16 protein-coding genes and 1 rRNA gene are annotated in these 16,590 nt (G+C 71.3%); 14 read left to right on the top strand and 3 right to left on the bottom strand.

The features are described 5' to 3' along the window. Positions 1–152: 152 nt before the first annotated feature. From rrf to ACFYW1_RS11025, 9 genes are all read left to right on the top strand, one after another. A 5S ribosomal RNA gene (gene rrf / locus ACFYW1_RS11065) occupies positions 153–269 on the top strand. 71 nt (positions 270–340) lie between these two features. Next, positions 341–985 carry an HAD family hydrolase gene (locus ACFYW1_RS11060; RefSeq protein ID WP_388990136.1) on the top strand — a complete coding sequence of 215 codons (645 nt, stop codon included), beginning with the start codon at positions 341–343 and terminating at the stop codon, positions 983–985. A 42-nt stretch (positions 986–1,027) separates the two neighbouring features. Continuing rightward, the gene (locus ACFYW1_RS11055; protein ID WP_388990134.1) at positions 1,028–2,242 is read left to right on the top strand and encodes an MFS transporter; all 1,215 of its coding nucleotides are present in this window, start codon (positions 1,028–1,030) and stop codon (positions 2,240–2,242) included. Next, on the top strand, positions 2,211–3,383 hold the full coding sequence (locus ACFYW1_RS11050) for an acetoin utilization protein AcuC (protein ID WP_388990132.1): 1,173 nt from the start codon (positions 2,211–2,213) through the stop codon (positions 3,381–3,383). Before ACFYW1_RS11055 ends, ACFYW1_RS11050 begins: the two co-directional genes overlap by 32 nt. 122 nt (positions 3,384–3,505) lie before the next feature. Next, complete coding sequence (locus ACFYW1_RS11045) at positions 3,506–4,321, top strand: phosphatase (RefSeq protein ID WP_388990130.1); 816 nt, start codon at positions 3,506–3,508, stop codon at positions 4,319–4,321. 128 nt (positions 4,322–4,449) lie between these two features. Beyond that, the gene (locus tag ACFYW1_RS11040) at positions 4,450–4,662 is read left to right on the top strand and encodes a helix-turn-helix domain-containing protein (protein WP_014046653.1); all 213 of its coding nucleotides are present in this window, start codon (positions 4,450–4,452) and stop codon (positions 4,660–4,662) included. Between the two features lie 110 nt (positions 4,663–4,772). Then, a complete protein-coding gene (locus ACFYW1_RS11035) occupies positions 4,773–4,871 on the top strand; it encodes a 30S ribosomal protein bS22 (protein WP_003948845.1) in 99 nt (32 codons plus the stop codon). A gap of 189 nt (positions 4,872–5,060) precedes the next feature. Beyond that, on the top strand, positions 5,061–6,155 hold the full coding sequence (locus ACFYW1_RS11030; RefSeq protein ID WP_388990127.1) for an NAD-dependent epimerase/dehydratase family protein: 1,095 nt from the start codon (positions 5,061–5,063) through the stop codon (positions 6,153–6,155). A 15-nt stretch (positions 6,156–6,170) separates the two neighbouring features. Beyond that, a complete protein-coding gene (locus ACFYW1_RS11025; RefSeq protein WP_388990125.1) occupies positions 6,171–7,244 on the top strand; it encodes a lysophospholipid acyltransferase family protein in 1,074 nt (357 codons plus the stop codon). A gap of 98 nt (positions 7,245–7,342) precedes the next feature. Here the strand turns inward: ACFYW1_RS11025 and ACFYW1_RS11020 are convergent, their stop codons facing one another. The 3 genes from ACFYW1_RS11020 to ACFYW1_RS11010 all read right to left on the bottom strand — a co-directional run bounded on the left by ACFYW1_RS11020 (position 7,343) and on the right by ACFYW1_RS11010 (position 10,888). After that, entirely contained in the window at positions 7,343–8,530 is a 1,188-nt protein-coding gene (locus ACFYW1_RS11020; protein WP_388990123.1) for a DUF5667 domain-containing protein, read from the bottom strand. Between the two features lie 283 nt (positions 8,531–8,813). Next, positions 8,814–9,593: an ECF subfamily RNA polymerase sigma factor, BldN family gene (locus tag ACFYW1_RS11015; RefSeq protein WP_388990121.1), complete on the bottom strand. Its 780-nt coding sequence runs from the start codon at positions 9,591–9,593 to the stop codon at positions 8,814–8,816. 341 nt (positions 9,594–9,934) lie between these two features. Then, positions 9,935–10,888, bottom strand: a complete 954-nt coding sequence (locus ACFYW1_RS11010) for an HAD family hydrolase (RefSeq protein ID WP_388990119.1) — start codon at positions 10,886–10,888, stop codon at positions 9,935–9,937. A 136-nt stretch (positions 10,889–11,024) separates the two neighbouring features. On the opposite strand from ACFYW1_RS11010, the gene ACFYW1_RS11005 reads away from it, so the two are divergent. The 5 genes from ACFYW1_RS11005 to ACFYW1_RS10985 all read left to right on the top strand — a co-directional run bounded on the left by ACFYW1_RS11005 (position 11,025) and on the right by ACFYW1_RS10985 (position 16,491). Then, positions 11,025–11,300, top strand: a complete 276-nt coding sequence (locus ACFYW1_RS11005) for a glutaredoxin family protein (protein WP_388990117.1) — start codon at positions 11,025–11,027, stop codon at positions 11,298–11,300. Positions 11,301–11,571: 271 nt separating this feature from the next. Beyond that, entirely contained in the window at positions 11,572–12,339 is a 768-nt protein-coding gene (locus ACFYW1_RS11000) for a redox-sensing transcriptional repressor Rex (protein WP_388990115.1), read from the top strand. Then, positions 12,336–13,841, top strand: a complete 1,506-nt coding sequence (locus ACFYW1_RS10995) for a glutamyl-tRNA reductase (RefSeq protein WP_388990113.1) — start codon at positions 12,336–12,338, stop codon at positions 13,839–13,841. The genes ACFYW1_RS11000 and ACFYW1_RS10995 overlap by 4 nt, the downstream gene beginning before the upstream one ends. Beyond that, entirely contained in the window at positions 13,838–14,824 is a 987-nt protein-coding gene (gene hemC, locus ACFYW1_RS10990) for a hydroxymethylbilane synthase (protein WP_388990110.1), read from the top strand. Before ACFYW1_RS10995 ends, hemC begins: the two co-directional genes overlap by 4 nt. Continuing rightward, positions 14,821–16,491, top strand: a complete 1,671-nt coding sequence (locus tag ACFYW1_RS10985) for a uroporphyrinogen-III synthase (RefSeq protein ID WP_388990107.1) — start codon at positions 14,821–14,823, stop codon at positions 16,489–16,491. Before hemC ends, ACFYW1_RS10985 begins: the two co-directional genes overlap by 4 nt. Positions 16,492–16,590: the final 99 nt, after the last annotated feature.

Below are 16,590 nucleotides of genomic sequence, written 5' to 3'. Positions count from 1 at the left end.
GTTGATAGGCCAGATGTGGAAGCCCGGTAACGGGTGGAGCTGACTGGTACTAATAGGCCGAGGGCTTGTCCTCAGTTGCTCGCGTCCACTGTGTTTGTTCTGAAATAACGAACGGCTGTGTTGTCTCCGGTTGTTGGTTAATTTCATAGTGTTTCGGTGGTCATTGCGTTAGGGAAACGCCCGGTTACATTCCGAACCCGGAAGCTAAGCCTTTCAGCGCCGATGGTACTGCAGGGGGGACCCTGTGGGAGAGTAGGACGCCGCCGAACAATCATTCCGGGAAAGCCCCGTGCCCTTGTGGCACGGGGCTTTTCTGCGTTCCGGCGTCTAGTCTCGGACCATGCGCTACGAACTGGTCATCTTCGACAACGACGGTGTGCTCGTGGACAGCGAGCCGATCTCCAACACCATCCTGGCCGAGTACCTCACGGAGCTCGGCCACCTCACTTCGTACCAGGAGAGCCTTCGCGACTACATGGGGGCGGCCGTGCACCGGGTGCACGACCTCGTCGAGGAACGGACCGGGGAGAAACTGCCCGAGGACTTCGACACGACGCTCCACTCGCGGATCTTCGCCGCGTTCCAGCAGGAGTTGGAGCCGGTGCCGGGCGTCGAGGACGTACTGGCAAAGCTCGTCGCCGAGGGGATTCCGTACTGCGTCGCGTCCTCCAGCAGCCACGAGCGGATCAGGGTCGCGCACCGGAAGACCGGGATCGACCAGTGGTTCGAGGAGGAATGGATCTTCAGCTCGGAGGACGTGGGGCGGGGCAAGCCGGCCCCCGACCTGTTCCTGCACGCCGCCGAGCGGATGGGGGCCCGTCCCGAACGGTGCGTCGTCATCGAGGACAGCCCGCTCGGAGTGGAGGCGGCCAGGGCCGCGGGCATGGACGTGTACGGGTTCACGTCGATGATGCCGGCGGACCGGCTCACCGGTGTGACCGGCTACTTCTCCGACATGAGCCAACTCCCGGAATTGCTCGCCTGATCCATCTACCCACGGGTAGAAACTGGCCTTACGCTCGCGGCCATGACAGACGCTCGCTTGCGGCACGGCCGGGCTTCCCTCACGTTGAGTTTCTTCGTGCAAGGGGTCACCTTCGCCCTGCTGGTGACACGGATTCCCGCCATTCAGGACCGGTACGGGATATCCGACGGGCTGCTGCCCGCGTTCCTTGCCGCGGTACCCGTCCTGGCCGGAGTGGGCAGTGTGGTCACCGAGAAGGTGGTCGTACGGGTACGGCCCGGGGTCGTGCTGAGGTGGGCGCAGCCCGTCGTGATGCTCGCGCTCCTCGGCGCCGGTGCCGGGAACGCGCTGTGGCAAGCGGCCCTGGCGCTGGGGGTGTTCGGGATCGCCGTCGGGGCGCTGGACGCCTCGATGAACATGATGGGGGTCAGTCTCCAGCGGGCGTACGGGCGCTCGATCATGCTGGGGTTCCACGCCGCGTACAGCCTCGGGGGGATCGCCGGGGCGTCCATGGCCTGGGCGGGGGCGCACTGGGACCTGTCGCTGCTGGTCTCGTACCTGCCGGCGGTGGTCGTGCTGCTGCCCGCCGCGTTCGTCGGCAGCCGGTGGTACACCGAGGGCGGTACGGCGGAGAAGGGCACGGGCGCGGGACAGGAGCAGGGCAAGGGGGCGGGCGCCTCGGTCTCCTTCAAGCTGTTGCTGCCGCTCTGCCTGGTGATGAGCTTCGCGTACATCGGGGACTCGACGGTCTCCAACTGGAGCGCCAAGTACCTCCAGGACGTGCTGGGCAGCTCGGAGCAGATGTCGACCGTTCCGTACAACGTCTACATGGTGACGACGCTGCTGGGGCGGGCCGTCGGGGACTTCGGGGTGCGGCGGTTCGGGGCGGTGGCCGTGGTGCGGGGCGGGAGCGTGCTGGCCGCCGCGGGCTTCGGTGTGGTGGCCGCGGCCCGTGGGACGTGGACCGGGATGCTCGGGTTCACCATGCTGGGGCTCGGGCTGTGCGTGATCGTGCCGCAGACGTTCGCCGCCGCCGGGCGGATGTTCCCCGGGGCGAGCGACACGGCGATCGCGCGGCTGAACGTCTTCAACTACGTGGGGTTCCTGGTGGGATCGCCGCTGGTGGGGGCGATCGGGGACGCGTGGAGCTACCGGGGGGCCATGCTCGTACCGATGGTGCTGGTGCTCGCGATGCTCGTGCACGCCAAGTCGTTCGGGTCGGAGCCCGCCCGATACGGTGGCGGGCATGAGCGGCCGCGCACAGCTGATGTGGGATGACGCAGTAACGGGATACGACTTCGGGGAGAGCCACCCGATGGACCCCGTCAGGCTCGCCCTGACCATGGGGCTGGTCCGGGCGCTCGGGCTCGACGGGGCGGTGGACGTAGTGGCGGCCAAGGCGGCCGGGGACTCCACACTGCGGCTCGTGCACCGCGAGGACTACGTGGCCGCGGTGCGGGCCGCTTCCGCGGATCCGAAGCGGGCCGATCAGCGCTACGGGCTGGGCACGGTGGACGATCCGGCGTTCGCCGGGATGCACGAGGTGTCGGCGCTGATCGCCGGGCAGTCGGTGGCGGCGGCCGAAGCGGTGTGGCGCGGGGAGACCGCGCACGCGGTGAACTTCACGGGCGGGCTGCACCACGCGATGCCGGGCGGTGCGGCCGGGTTCTGCATCTACAACGACGCGGCGCTCGCCATCGCGCGGATGCTGGAGCTGGGCGCCGAACGGATCGCGTACGTCGATGTGGACGTGCACCACGGCGACGGGGTGCAGGCGGCGTTCTGGGAGGACCCGAGGGTCCTGACCGTTTCGCTGCACGAGCACCCGCGGACGCTGTTCCCGCAGACCGGCTGGCCGGAGGAGACCGGTTCCGGGGCGGGCGAGGGCAGTGCGGTCAACGTGGCGCTGCCGGCCGGTACCGGGGACGCGGGGTGGCTGCGGGCGTTCCACGCGGTGGTGCCGGAGCTGCTGGCGGACTTCCGGCCGCAGGTGGTGGTGAGTCAGCACGGGGCCGACACGCACTTCGAGGACCCGCTCGCCCATCTCGCGGTGTCGCTGGACGCGCAGCGGGCGGTGATGGCGGCCTGTCACGACCTGGCCCACGAGTACGCGCAGGACGGGCGCTGGCTGGCGCTCGGCGGGGGCGGCTATGCGGTGGTCGACGTGGTGCCGCGGTCCTGGACGCATCTGGTGGGGATCGCCGCGCACGCGCCGGTGGACCCGGAGACGGTGATTCCGTCGTCGTGGCGGGACGAGGTCTACGCCCGGACCCGGCAGTTGGGGCCGGGCCGGATGACGGACGGGCGCACCCCTTCCTGGAAGTCGTGGGAGGAGGGGTACGACCCCGCGGACCGGCTGGACCAGGCGGTGCTGGCGACGCGGCGGGCGGCGTTCCCGCTGCGGGGGCTGCTGACCTGAGAAGGGGCGGAACCGGTCGGGTGCGGCCGGTTCTGTCGCATGGCGAGGAATGGTTACGCCAACTGTGGGTCGTGAGCGGACTTCCGGCCCCCCGTCCGGGTGATTGGGGGAGCATCGGTGGAGTGTTGAGCACCGGAGCGCTGCGCGCGCATCTGCTGGCGGCCCGGCTGGCCGGGCCCGTGGCCACCTCGCGGGAGAAGAGCCTGCGGAGCTATCGGCTCTTCGCGGCCCGGGATCCGCGGGTGACGCTCGGTCTCCACCCCCGTCGGGGATGGGAAGAGCACGAACTTCTTCGTCTGATGGCCGACAGGTGCGGGGTTTCGTCCGATCCCGGGCATGTATCGGGTCCTGATGTGATCGATCCGGAGCGGACCCTGGCAGGTCTGGACGCCTTCGCGGAGCGGCTCGCGCATGCGGCGGTCCGGCGGGCGCCGGTGCTCTTCGGGACCGGTCATCCGCACCGGCTGCTCGGTTTCTACGCAGCGCTGGCAGACGCCATGTCGGCGGCCGGGTGTTCCGTACTCACTCCCGCGCAGGGGCGATGTGTCGACATAACGACCCGGTTCGGCGTACGTACGTTCAGCCTCGACTACGTACGGGGAGTCGCGATGGTGCGCGAACCCGGCGTGCGGCTCCCCGGTGGTGACACCGGCGCACACACGCATTCCCCGCTGCCGGTCAGGGTGGTCCTGGACGTGGCGGCGGAGGGGGGCGGGCCGCTGCCGGAGCTGGTGATCGGGGACCACGGCTGGGTCTGCGGGGCAGGTCAGCTGGGCATCGAGGCGATCGGGCTCGCGGACACGGACGATCCCGCGCTGTTCGTCGGGGAGGCCGAGGGGCGGGTCGCGGTCGCGGTGCCGCTCGACGACGCCGTCCCCTCGGCCTACTACCGGCCGCTCACGCGCTATGTACTCAATCGGGCGTGTCTGTCACAGTAGGCGGCCGATCGGCTCTCCTCTTCCCCACTCGCATCACCCGCCCCTAATCTGGGGAGTGAGCGCACAACGACGAAGAGTCACCGGAGGGGAAGCCGGTGCGCGTCTCGTGCGGAAGGTACAGGTGGGTCATGGCTGCTGGCAGCGAGAGGCCTCTCAACGAGGTCAAGTTTCTGACTGTGGCGGAAGTCGCCTCGGTCATGAGAGTGTCGAAGATGACCGTGTACCGCTTGGTGCACAGCGGTCATCTGCCGGCAATTCGGGTGGGCAGGTCCTTCCGGGTTCCGGAGCAAGCGGTTCACGAGTATCTCCGCGAGTCCTTTGTGGGGGTGGAGTCCGCCTGAGGTTCACCTCGGATTACGCCCCTCACGCGCTGGCGGGTAGGCTAGGCCGACGTAGGTCGTGTGGGCCCAGACGCCCCGCACCAGTGAAGAAGAAGTGAGCGAGGGTAGTCGTGGGCTCTGTTATCAAGAAGCGGCGCAAGCGGATGGCCAAGAAGAAGCACCGCAAGCTGCTCAAGCGCACGCGCGTGCAGCGTCGCAACAAGAAGTAAGCGAACGCTGTTCGTGATTCCGCAGCCCTTCCGCCACCTCGGCGGGAGGGCTGCGGTGCGTCGTGGGCGGCTGCATTCGGACCAAGAAGCCGGGCAGGAGCCGAAGAAGGCAGCCGTGGGGGCATCACGGGGCGACCACCACCCGCTACGGTGACGGCCAGGGAAACCTTTGGACGGAAGGCGCTGATCTTGGGGAAGGTCGTGCTGGTCACAGGAGCGGCCCGGCAGCTGGGGGGCCGCTTCGTGCGGCGCATCCAGCGTGATCCGGAAGTGGACCGGGTGATCGCCGTCGACGCGGTCGAACCGGAGCATCCGCTGGGCGACGCCGTTTTCGTACCGGCGGACATCCGCCAGCCCGCGATCGCCAGGGTCCTCGCCGAGTACGCCGTCGACACGGTGGTGCATCTGGACGTCTCGGCGAAGGCGGTCGGCACGGGCGGCCGGACGTCGGTCAAGGAGACCAACGTCATCGGCACCATGCAGTTGCTCGGGGCCTGCCAGAAATCGCCCGGCGTGCGTCGGCTGGTGGTCAAGTCGAGTACGAACGTGTACGGCTCGGCGCCCCGCGACCCGGCGGTCTTCACCGAGACGACCCCGCCCAAGTCGCTGCCCAGCGGGGGCTTCGCCAAGGACGTGGTGGAGGTCGAGGGGTACGTACGCGGATTCGCGCGCCGTCGGCCGGACGTCGCCGTGTGCGTGCTCAGATTCGCGAACATCCTGGGGCCGCAGGCGGACTCGCCGCTCGCGGACTACCTCGCGCTGCCGGTGCTGCCGACGGTGTTCGGGTACGACCCGAGGCTCCAGTTCGTGCACGAGGACGACGTGGTGGACGTCCTGGGCACCGCCTCGCGCGAGCCGGGGCGCGGGACGCTGAACAGCGGCACGTTCAACATCGCCGGGGACGGGGTGCTGCTGCTCTCGCAGTGCTCGCGGCGGCTGGGGCGGCCGACGGTGCCGTTGCTGCTGCCCGCGGTCACCTGGGTGGGCCAGGCGCTGCGCACGGTCGGCATGACGGACTTCTCGCCGGAGCAGATCCGGCTGCTCACCCACGGCCGGGTGGTCTCCACCGTCCAGATGCGCGAGACGCTCGGTTTCCATCCCCGCTTCAGCACCGCGGAGACGTTCGCGGAGTTCGCGCGCAGCCAGGGTCCGGGCCTGCTGCCGCCGGGGACGGTGGGCAGGGCGGTCGACGCGCTGGCCGCCGTGCCGTTCGCCGGGACGAACGGCGATGTCCCCGGGACCACCGGGGCCGACGACACCGTGCCGGCCCCCAGCGCCAGGTAGAGGAGCGCACCGACGATGGCGGATGCCAAGGTCATTCCGTTCGACGACGACCGTTCGCGGGCGGGCGGTCCGTCGCGCGCCGCGCGGCGCCGGTCCTCGGCGGGCGTCGGCCGGGCCCAGGGGCCCGCGACGGCCCCCGCGGTGGGGACCGCGCCCGTGAGCGCCCTGCCGGGCCGGCAGGACGTCCCGCGGCCGCAGGAGGAGCCCGGGGCCGAGGGGTCGGGGCGGCCCGCGCCGGACGAGGGGCCCGGCGGCTGGGAGCGGCGGCTCGCCGGCGGGCTCGCGTTCCTGCGGCGCCGGGTCACCGGCGAGTACGACGTCGACGAGTTCGGGTACGACGAGGAGCTGACCGACCAGGTCCTGATGTCGTTGCTCCGGCCGGTGTACGAGAAGTACTTCCGGGTCGAGGTGAAGGGCATCGAGAACATCCCGTCCGAGGGCGGGGCGCTCATCGTGGCCAACCATTCGGGGACGTTGCCGCTCGACGGGCTGATGCTCCAGGTCGCGGTGCACGACAACCATCCGGCGGACCGGCACCTGCGGCTGCTCGCCGCCGATCTGGTCTTCATGCTGCCGGTGGTGAACGAGCTGGCCCGCAAGGCCGGGCACACGCTGGCCTGTTCGGAGGACGCGGAGCGGCTGCTGCGGCGGGGCGAGGTCGTCGGGGTGATGCCGGAGGGGTTCAAGGGCATCGGGAAGCCCTTCGGGGAGCGGTACAAGCTCCAGCGGTTCGGGCGGGGCGGTTTCGTCTCGACGGCGCTGCGGGCGGGGGTGCCGATCGTGCCGTGCTCGATCGTGGGGGCGGAGGAGATCTACCCGATGATCGGCAACTCGAAGACCCTGGCGCGGCTGCTGGGATTCCCGTACTTCCCGATCACGCCGACGTTCCCCTGGCTCGGGCCGCTCGGGGCGGTGCCGCTGCCGACGAAGTGGACGATCCAGTTCGGGGAGCCGATCTCCACGAGCGGGTATCCGGTGGAGGCGGCGGAGGACCCGATGCTGATGTTCAACCTGACGGACCAGGTGCGGGAGCAGATCCAGCACACGCTGTACAAGCTGCTGGTGCAGCGGCGTTCGGTGTTCTTCTGAGGGGTGCTTCCGCGGGTACGAGGACGGCGTCGGCCGCCGGACGGGTTCGGGCCGTCCGGCGGCCGACGTGGCGTTTCTGCGCGAGCGGGAGGGGGCGGCTAGGGCGCGTCCTCGCCGTTGATCCCCAGGCCCGGGAGCAGGCCGGGGAGGAGCGGGGGCAGGGTGACGTCCGGGGCGGGCGGGATGTCGGTCCGTCCGTCGGAGGACGGGTCGACGCCCGGGGGCGGGGTGCCGAAGAGGCCGTCCGTGCCACCGGAGATCAGGCCGTCGGAGGAGGTGCTGCCCGAGCCGGACGGGTGGGGCGCGGTGCTGTCGTCCGTACGGCCCCGGGAGGCATCCGGGGAGGAGGGGGCGGTGGAGGCGTCCGTGCGGGAGGGGCCCGTGCCGCGTTCCGTGGTGTCCGAGTGCTGGGCGTCGTCGCCGTCCGGGGTGCGGGGCAGCAGCGACTGCAGTGGTTCGACCTCTTCGTCCATGGCGTCGAAGACCGAGCTGACCTCGTCGCCGATGTCCATGAGCTGTACGGGCAGCCGGTCGCGCAGGTTGCTCCAGCTCTCGCGGTGCGAGCGGGAGAAGGAGTCGAGGGCCTGGATCGGGCCGATGGCGCCGTCGCGCCGGTAGACGGAGCTGAGCAGGCGGTGGCCCTCGGTGGCGTCGTGCGTCATGCCGTTGAGCGTGCGCCTGATCTCGCCGAGCTGTTCGTGGTCCAGGTCGCCGGAGCGGGCGCGCTCCATCAGGCGGCGGGCCTCGTTGAGCCGGGTCGATGCCTGGTCGAGGTAGACCTTGCCGCGGTCGGTGTCGCCGCTGGCCATGCCGAGGTGGAGGTCTTCCATGCCGCGCTTGAGCCCGTACAGCGAGTCACCCGGGAGGGCGTCGGAACTGGCAGCGGCCACTCCGCCGAAGGCTCCCGCCGCCACACCGACGGTGAGTCCGCCTGCCGCGAGCCCCTTCGTCCAGCGGGAACGGGGACGCAATTTCCGGAGCGGGGAGGCGCGGTGGGCCCCCTTCGTGCGCTGTTCGGGCACCGTAGGGCCCGCGGACGCGCCGCCCTCGGTGAGCATGGCTTCCATGGCGGCGACGAGCTGGGCTCGCTGCACCACTTTGACCTCGGGGTCCAATTCCGGCCGCGGTACCTCACCGAGGCCGTTCGCCAGGGCCAACAGCGGTCCGTGGTCGGCCTGTTCGGCCGGTTCATCGGGCTGTTCGGCCGTTGCCCCGGGGATCGACTGCTCCTCCAGGGCCTGGGCGAAGGCGTTCGCCCGCCGGTGTGCCGAAACGTTTGCGATCACTGGCGGCACCTCCTCTCGTCATGACGGTCGACCCCCCTGGGGATCCGGAAGGTTGCACACCTTGAGCGCTTCCACACGAATGAGTGAGTGTCGGCGGACATGGAGTGACGACAGGGGGCCTGCAACCGGCACAACGAGGGGCGCGGCACTTGGGTTACGCACGAAGGATGATCGGACCAGTGTGTGACGGAGGAGTCGCCGAGCGTGTTCGGGACGGGGCGCGGCGGGCGGGTTCGAGGGGCGGATTGCGGGCGTGTCCGGGGGAGGGGCGGCGGGTGCGGGGTCAGCGGGCGTCGTCCGGGAGGAGCCGGGCCAGGGTGCGGACGGCGCGGTACTGCAGGGTCTTGATCGCGCCCTCGTTCTTGCCCATGACCCGCGCGGTCTCGGCGACCGAGAGGCCCTGCAGGAAGCGCAGGGTGACGCACTCCTGCTGCTGGGGGTTGAGCCGGCGCACGGCCTGCAGCAGTGCGGCGTTGGAGAGGGATTCCAGGACGGAGTCCTCGGGGCTGCGCTCGACCTCGTTGGCGTCGAGCATCTCGCCGGTGGTCACCTCCAGCCGGAAGCGGCTGGACTTGAAGTGGTCGGCGACCAGGTTGCGGGCGATGGTGACGAGCCAGGCGCCGAAGTCGCGGCCCTGCCAGGTGAACGTGGAGATGCGGCGCAGGGCGCGCAGGAAGGTCTCGCTGGTGAGGTCCTCGGCCGTCGCCTTCCCTCCCACGCGGTAGTAGATGTAGCGGTAGACGGTGTCGCTGTACTGGTCGTAGAGGCGGCCGAAGGCCTCGGCCTCGCCGGCCTGCGCGCGTTCGACGAGGTCCATCATGCGCGCGCTGTCGCTGTCGGCGGTCGGTCGGCGGACGGTGGTGGACGCGGTCGTCGCGCCGCGGCTGCCGCGTCTTCCGACCGCCGCACCGCGTTCGGCCAGGGCGTAGCAGGGGCCGGCAGGTGCAGGGGTGGCGAATGCGGGGACGGCGTACGCGGTGGGGACGAAGCCGCGCAGGCGGTTGGCGACCGTTGCGCGCAGCGTAGCCAGGCCCGAGGCGTCAACCCCGACGTGTGGGTACACGGGACTCCCAGAGGCAGAGCTTCCATCACGTGCAGTGCGAAACCCTCACTCGTCGTAGTGAGTGAGGGGTTCCGGAATGCGTCTGAGGAGAATAACGCTTCGTACAGGCAGTGCTACACCCAGTTGCTCAAATCATCGATTACGTCGCTTCCGTAGCAACTAAACGACGCATTAAGTAGCACATCGTGACCGGTTATTGATCGGATTACTTCGGTATCTGCTTTCGGGCGCGACTGGTTGTGGCCGTGTGCGAGCAATCCGACTGGCGGGAGCGGTCGGTGGGTAAGAGGTTCCGATCGGCCGCGGGGGCCGGGCGTGGCCCGGGGCCGGGGGCGGGCGCGTCAGCGGCGGCGGCGGTGCAGGGCGACCGCGGCGGCGGTGCCGCCCGCGAGGGCGCCGACGCCGGCCGCGGCGGGGATGCCGACCTTGACCGCCTTGCGGCCCGTCCGGTAGTCCCGCAGGCGCCAGTCGAGGGCGCGGGCGTGCTTGCGGAGCTTGGCGTCGGGGTTGATCGCGTACGGGTGTCCGACCAGGGACAGCATCGGGATGTCGTTGTGCGAGTCGCTGTACGCCGCGCAGCGGGCCAGGTCCAGGTCCTCGGCGGCGGCCAGGGCGCGTACGGCCTCGGCCTTCGCGGGGCCGTGCAGCGGTTCGCCGACCAGGCGGCCGGTGTAGACGCCGTCGACGGACTCGGCGACCGTGCCGAGCGCGCCGGTCAGGCCGAGTCGGCGGGCGATGATCGTGGCGGTCTCCACCGGGGCGGCGGTGACCAGCCAGACCCGCTGGCCGGCGTCGAGGTGGGCCTGGGCGAGGGCGCGGGTGCCGGGCCAGATGCGGTCGGCCATGTACTCGTCGTAGATCTCCTCGCCGATGGACATCAGCTCGGAGACGCGGTGGCCCTTGACGATGGACAGGGCGCTGTCGCGGGCGTCCTGCATGTGGTCCGGGTCCTCGACGCCGGCCAGCCGGAACCACGCCTGCTGCCAGGCGAACCGGGTCAGCTCGCGGCGCTGGAAGAACTTCCGCTTGTACAGGCCGCGGCCGAAGTGGAAGAGCGCCGCGCCCTGCATCACCGTGTTGTCCAGGTCGAAGAAGGCGGCGGCGCGGTCGTCGCCGGCGACGGGGAAGGGCTCCTCCGCGGGCTTCGCCTTCGCGGCGGTGTCCTGTTCGGCGTCGGGGGACCGGTCGTCGGTGAGGGTGGATTTCCGTGCTGCCTCGGCTGCCGCCTCGCCGGCCAGCACACTCCGTGCTGTCGCGGGGCGCCTACGGGGGGTGAGCCATCCAGGAGCGGCCATGCGGTGAGCATAACCAGTCGGTTCGGCCCTTCCCGACCTGCCGGGATGCCGCGGCGTGAACTCTTGGCCGCATGTCCGGCGACCGGGTGACACCGGGGGCGTCGGGGCGGGTCCGGGGGCGGCGCAGAATGAAGGCATGAGCCCCTTGTTGCGACGTACGAAGAAGAAGCCCGAGCAGCGGACGGTGACCCTGGTGGGGAAGCCCGGGTGTCATCTCTGTGACGACGCGAGGCGGGTGGTGCGCGAGGTGTGCGAGGAGACGGGTGCGTCCTGGGAGGAGAAGGACATCACCCAGGACGAGGAGCTGCACCGGGCGTACTGGGAGCAGATCCCGGTCGTGCTCGTCGACGGCGAGCAGCACACGTTCTGGCGGGTGGACCCGGCGAGGCTGCGCGGGGCACTGCTTTCCTGAGCGAAGCCGGTTACCATCATGGGCGTTTTGAGTGCTCTCGGGGGAGTGGTTGTGAGGAGTGTGTGCCGCTTTGCCCCCTTCGGGCCCGCAACGGGCTGATGCGATCGTCGGTTCCGGGATCACGCGACGGATGTGCGTGACCCCGGTCACTTTGACCGGACAAAACGGACACTATCTTTGTGCACGCGTTCACAAAGACATAGCCTGCATTCGACGGGGCGGTCTTGGGAACTACGGCCGCCTGCAGCCCCGCTCATCCCGCAGGAGCACCGTGGCAACTGGCCGAACTCACCGACCGGCGACCCGTAGCCGAGGAATTCCCGAGGCCACCGTCGCCCGGCTTCCGCTGTATCTGCGCGCGTTGACCGCGCTCTCCGAGCGCTCGGTCCCCACGGTCTCGTCCGAGGAGCTCGCCGCCGCCGCGGGGGTCAACTCCGCCAAACTGCGCAAGGACTTCAGCTACCTCGGTTCGTACGGGACGCGCGGCGTCGGCTACGACGTCGAGTATCTCGTGTACCAGATCTCCCGCGAACTCGGGCTCACCCAGGACTGGCCGGTCGTCATCGTCGGCATCGGGAACCTCGGTGCCGCGCTCGCCAACTACGGCGGTTTCGCCTCCCGCGGTTTCCGGGTCGCGGCGCTGATCGACGCCGATCCGGCGATGGCGGGGACGCCCGTCGCCGGCATCCCCGTCCAGCACGCGGACGAGCTGGAGCAGATCGTCCGCGACAACGGCGTCTCGATCGGTGTCATCTCCACCCCGGCCGGTGCCGCGCAGCAGGTCTGCGACCGGCTCGTCGCCGCGGGCGTCACCTCCATCCTCAACTTCGCGCCGACGGTGCTCTCCGTGCCCGACGGCGTCGACGTGCGCAAGGTCGACCTCTCGATCGAGCTCCAGATCCTCGCCTTCCACGAGCAGCGCAAGGCCGGCGAGGACACCGAGGGCGGTGTCCAGGACCCGGCCGGAGCGCCGGTGCGTCCGGTCGCCGGAAGCCGCAAGGGACCTGACGGGGACATGCCCGCCGTGATGCCGGCATGAGCCTTCTCGTCGTGGGACTGAGCCACCGCAGCGCCCCGGTCTCCGTGCTGGAGCGGGCCTCGCTGGCCGCCGACACCCGGGCCAAGCTGCTCCAGGACACCCTCGCCGCCGAACCCGCGGTCGAGGCCACCGTCCTGGCCACCTGCAACCGCATCGAGCTGTACGCCGACGTGGACAAGTTCCACGCGGGCGTCGCCGAGCTGTCCACGCTGCTCGCCCAGCACAGCGGGGTCGGCCTGGACGAGCTCACTCCGTATCTCTATGTGCACTACGAGGACCGGGCCGTCCACCACCTCTTCTCGGTGGCGTGCGGGCTGGACTCGATGGTCGTCGGCGAGGGCCAGATCCTCGGCCAGATCAAGGACGCGCTGGCGCTGGGGCAGGAGCTGCACACCGCGGGCCGGCTGCTGAACGACCTGTTCCAGCAGGCCCTGCGGGTCGGCAAGCGCGCCCACAGCGAGACCGGGATCGACCGGGCCGGGCAGTCGCTGGTCACCTTCGGCCTCGAACAGCTCGCGGCCGGCGCGGACGTCGCCGACTGGGCCCGGGGCAAGCGCGCCCTGGTGATCGGCGCGGGCTCGATGTCCTCGCTCGCCGCCGCCACCCTGGCCCGTACCGGCGTCGCCGAGATCGCCGTCGCCAACCGCACCCGGGCCCGCGCCGACCGGCTCGTCGAGATCCTGGGCCAGCCCGGCGGCACGGGCGTGACCGCCCGCGCCGTGGAGATGGCCGAGGTCTCCGGGGAACTGACACGTGCCGACATCGTCGTCTCGTGCACCGGTGCGACCGGGCTCGTGCTGACCGCCGAGGCCGTCGCCGGGGCGCTCGGCCTGGCCGTCGAGGACGCCGACGAGACCCCCGCCGTCGTACCGGCACCGGCCGCGGCCCCCGTGCCCGACGACGTGGACCGGCATGCCGCCTGGGTGGAGAACGGCAGCTCCGGCACGGTGCGCCGGGCCGTCCGCCGGGCCACCGTGCCCGCCCAGGGCACCGGCCCCGCGCGCCTGGCGCTGCTCGACCTCGCCATGCCGCGGGACATCGACGGCGCGGCCGCCCGGCTCGACGGGGTGCGCCTCGTCGACATCGAATCGCTCGCGGAGGCCTCGGCGGACGCCCCGATGGCCGCCGACGTGGACCAGGTGCGCACCATCGTCTCCGACGAGGTCGCCGCCTTCGGCGCCGCCCAGCGCGCCGCCCACATCACCCCGACCGTCGTCGCGCTGCGCACGATGGCCGCCGGAGTGGTCGCGGGCGAGATCGCGCGGCTCGACGGACGCCTCCCCGATCTCGACGAGAAGCAGCGCGCGGAGATCACGCAGACCGTGCGCCGCGTCGTCGACAAGCTCCTGCACGCGCCCACCGTGCGCGTCAAGCAGCTCGCCAGCGAGCCCGGCGGCGCCGGGTACGCGGACGCGCTGCGGGAACTCTTCGACCTCGACCCGCAGACGGTCGCAGCCGTCTCCCGGGCAGACCTGAACGACCCGAATCGAGGGCGGTCATGACCGACAACTCATCCCCGGTCACGGGGGCCGACAAGCCGCTGCGGCTGGGCACCCGGCGCAGCAAGCTCGCCATGGCGCAGTCCGGCATGGTGGCCGAGGCGGTCAGTGAGGTGACCGGGCGCGCCGTCGAGCTCGTCGAGGTCACCACGTACGGCGACATCTCCCGGGAGCACCTCGCGCAGATTGGCGGCACCGGTGTGTTCGTCGCGGCGCTGCGCGACGCGCTGCTGCGCGGCGAGGTGGACTTCGCCGTCCACTCGCTCAAGGACCTGCCGACCGCCCAGCCCGAGGGCCTCGTGCTGGCCGCGGTGCCGGTGCGCGAGGACCCGCGCGACGTGCTGGTGGCGCGGGACGGGCTGACCTTCGAGCAGCTGCCGGCCGGGGCCCGCATCGGCACCGGCTCGCCGCGCCGCATGGCGCAGCTGAACGCGTACGCGCGCAGCCACGGCCTCGACATCGAGACCGTGCCGATCCGGGGGAACGTCGACACGCGTATCGGATTCGTCCGGAGCGGTGAGCTGGACGCGGTGGTACTCGCCGCGGCCGGGCTCAGCCGCCTCGGCCGGAGCGGTGAGGCCACCGACTTCCTGTCGGTCGACACCGTCCTGCCCGCTCCCGGCCAGGGAGCACTGGCGATCGAGTGCGCTGCGACCAGCGCCGACCTCGCCGCAGCGCTCGCCGAGCTCGACGACCCGTACACCCGGGCCGCCGTGACCGCCGAGCGTGCCCTGCTCGCCGCCCTGGAGGCCGGTTGCTCCGCACCTGTGGGTGCGCTGGCCGACCTCCTGGTCGACGGACAGGCTGTCAACGAACTGCGCCTGCGCGGTGTCGTCGGGGCTCCCGACGGTTCCTCGCTGGTGCAGATGTCCACCACCGGTCCCGTTCCCACGTCGCAGGACGACGCGGCGGCCCTCGGTCGCGAGCTCGCGGCCGAGATGCTCGCCAAGGGGGCGGCCGGTCTTATGGGGGAGCGAGCACTTTGAGCCCCACCGGCCCCGCCGCAACCGACTTTCCGGCCCTGTCCGCCCAAGGGCACGTCACCTTCCTCGGCGCCGGTCCCGGCGACCCGGGGCTGCTGACCCTGCGCGCCGTCGAGGCGCTTGCGAGCGCGGACGTCCTTGTCGCCGAGCCGGACGTTCTCGGCGTTGTTCGCTGCCATGCGCGGGCAGGAGTGAGCACCCCTGAGCTGACGGTTGTTGACGCGCAGTCAGCAGCCGCCGGTGTCCCCGTTCTCAGGGATGCGGCCAATCTTGTCATGGAGGCAGCGAAGGGCGGCAGGCGGGTCGTCCGTGCGGTCCTGGGCGACCCGGGGCTGGACGGGAACGCCGGTGCCGAGATGCTCGCCTGTGCCGCGGCCGGGGTTCCCTTCGAGGTGGTGCCGGGGGTCGCGAGCGCTGTGGGCGTGCCCGCGTACGCCGGTGTGCCGCTGCGGGACGAGCAGGGCGCGGACGTCCGGTTCGTGGACGCCCGTACCGCCTCCGACCGCTGCTGGAGCGAGGTCGGCGCGAGCGACGCGACGGCCGTGGTCTCGACGACGCTCGACTCGGTGGCCGCGGCCGCCGGTGAGCTGGTCGCGGCGGGCCGCAAGCCCGACACCCCGCTGACGGTGACGGTGGCCGGCACGACGACCCGGCAGCGCACCTGGACGGCGACCCTCGGGACGATCGCCCAGGTGCTGAAGCAGGCGAAGGTCCTCCCGTCGCCGGAGGGGCACCAGCCCGTCATAGCCGTGGTCGGTGAGCGCAGCTCCGCCGCCCAGCGCGACCAGCTCGCGTGGTTCGAGTCCAAGCCGCTGTTCGGCTGGAAGGTGCTCGTCCCGCGCACGAAGGAGCAGGCGGCGTCCCTCTCCGACCAGCTCCGTTCCTACGGCGCCGTGCCGCACGAGGTGCCGACGATCGCCGTCGAGCCGCCCCGTACGCCCCAGCAGATGGAGCGCGCGGTCAAGGGCCTGGTCACGGGCCGCTACGAGTGGATCGCCTTCACCAGTGTCAATGCCGTGAAGGCGGTCCGGGAGAAGTTCGAGGAGTACGGGCTCGACGCCCGTGCCTTCGCCGGGATCAAGGTCGCCGCGGTCGGCGAGCAGACCGCGGCCGCGCTGGTCGACTTCGGTGTGAAGCCGGACCTGGTGCCCTCCGGCGAGCAGTCGGCCGCCGGTCTGCTGGAGGACTGGCCGCCGTACGACCCGGTCTTCGACCCGATCGACCGGGTGTTCCTGCCGCGTGCCGACATCGCCACCGAGACGCTGGTGGCGGGGCTGATCGAGCTGGGCTGGGAGGTCGACGACGTCACCGCGTACCGCACGGTCCGCGCCTCGCCGCCGCCGGCCGAGACGCGCGAGGCGATCAAGGGCGGCGGGTTCGACGCGGTGCTGTTCACCTCGTCGTCCACCGTGCGGAACCTGGTCGGCATCGCGGGCAAGCCGCACAACGTGACGGTCATCGCGTGCATCGGCCCGGCGACCGCGAAGACCGCGGAGGAGCACGGGCTGCGGGTCGACGTCCTGTCGCCGGAGCCTTCGGTGCACAAGCTGGCCGAGGCGCTGGCCGAGTTCGGCGCGCGGCGCCGGGACGCGGCGAAGGAGGCCGGTGACCCGGTGACGCGGCCGAGCGAGCGGCGTCCGGGGGCGCGGCGGCGTCGTACGACGACCTGATCCGTCCGGTCGAGGTGTGCGAGGGGCCCGGTCGCTTCGGCGGCCGGGCCCCTCGGCCGTGTCCGGCGGGTTCCGTGCGGGCAGCTCCGTGCGGCGGCC

It is taken from the genome of Streptomyces sp. NPDC002669 (assembly GCF_042889165.1).
In the GTDB taxonomy this organism is placed as follows: domain Bacteria; phylum Actinomycetota; class Actinomycetes; order Streptomycetales; family Streptomycetaceae; genus Streptomyces.
This window is presented reverse-complemented; position numbering and strand designations above follow the sequence as displayed.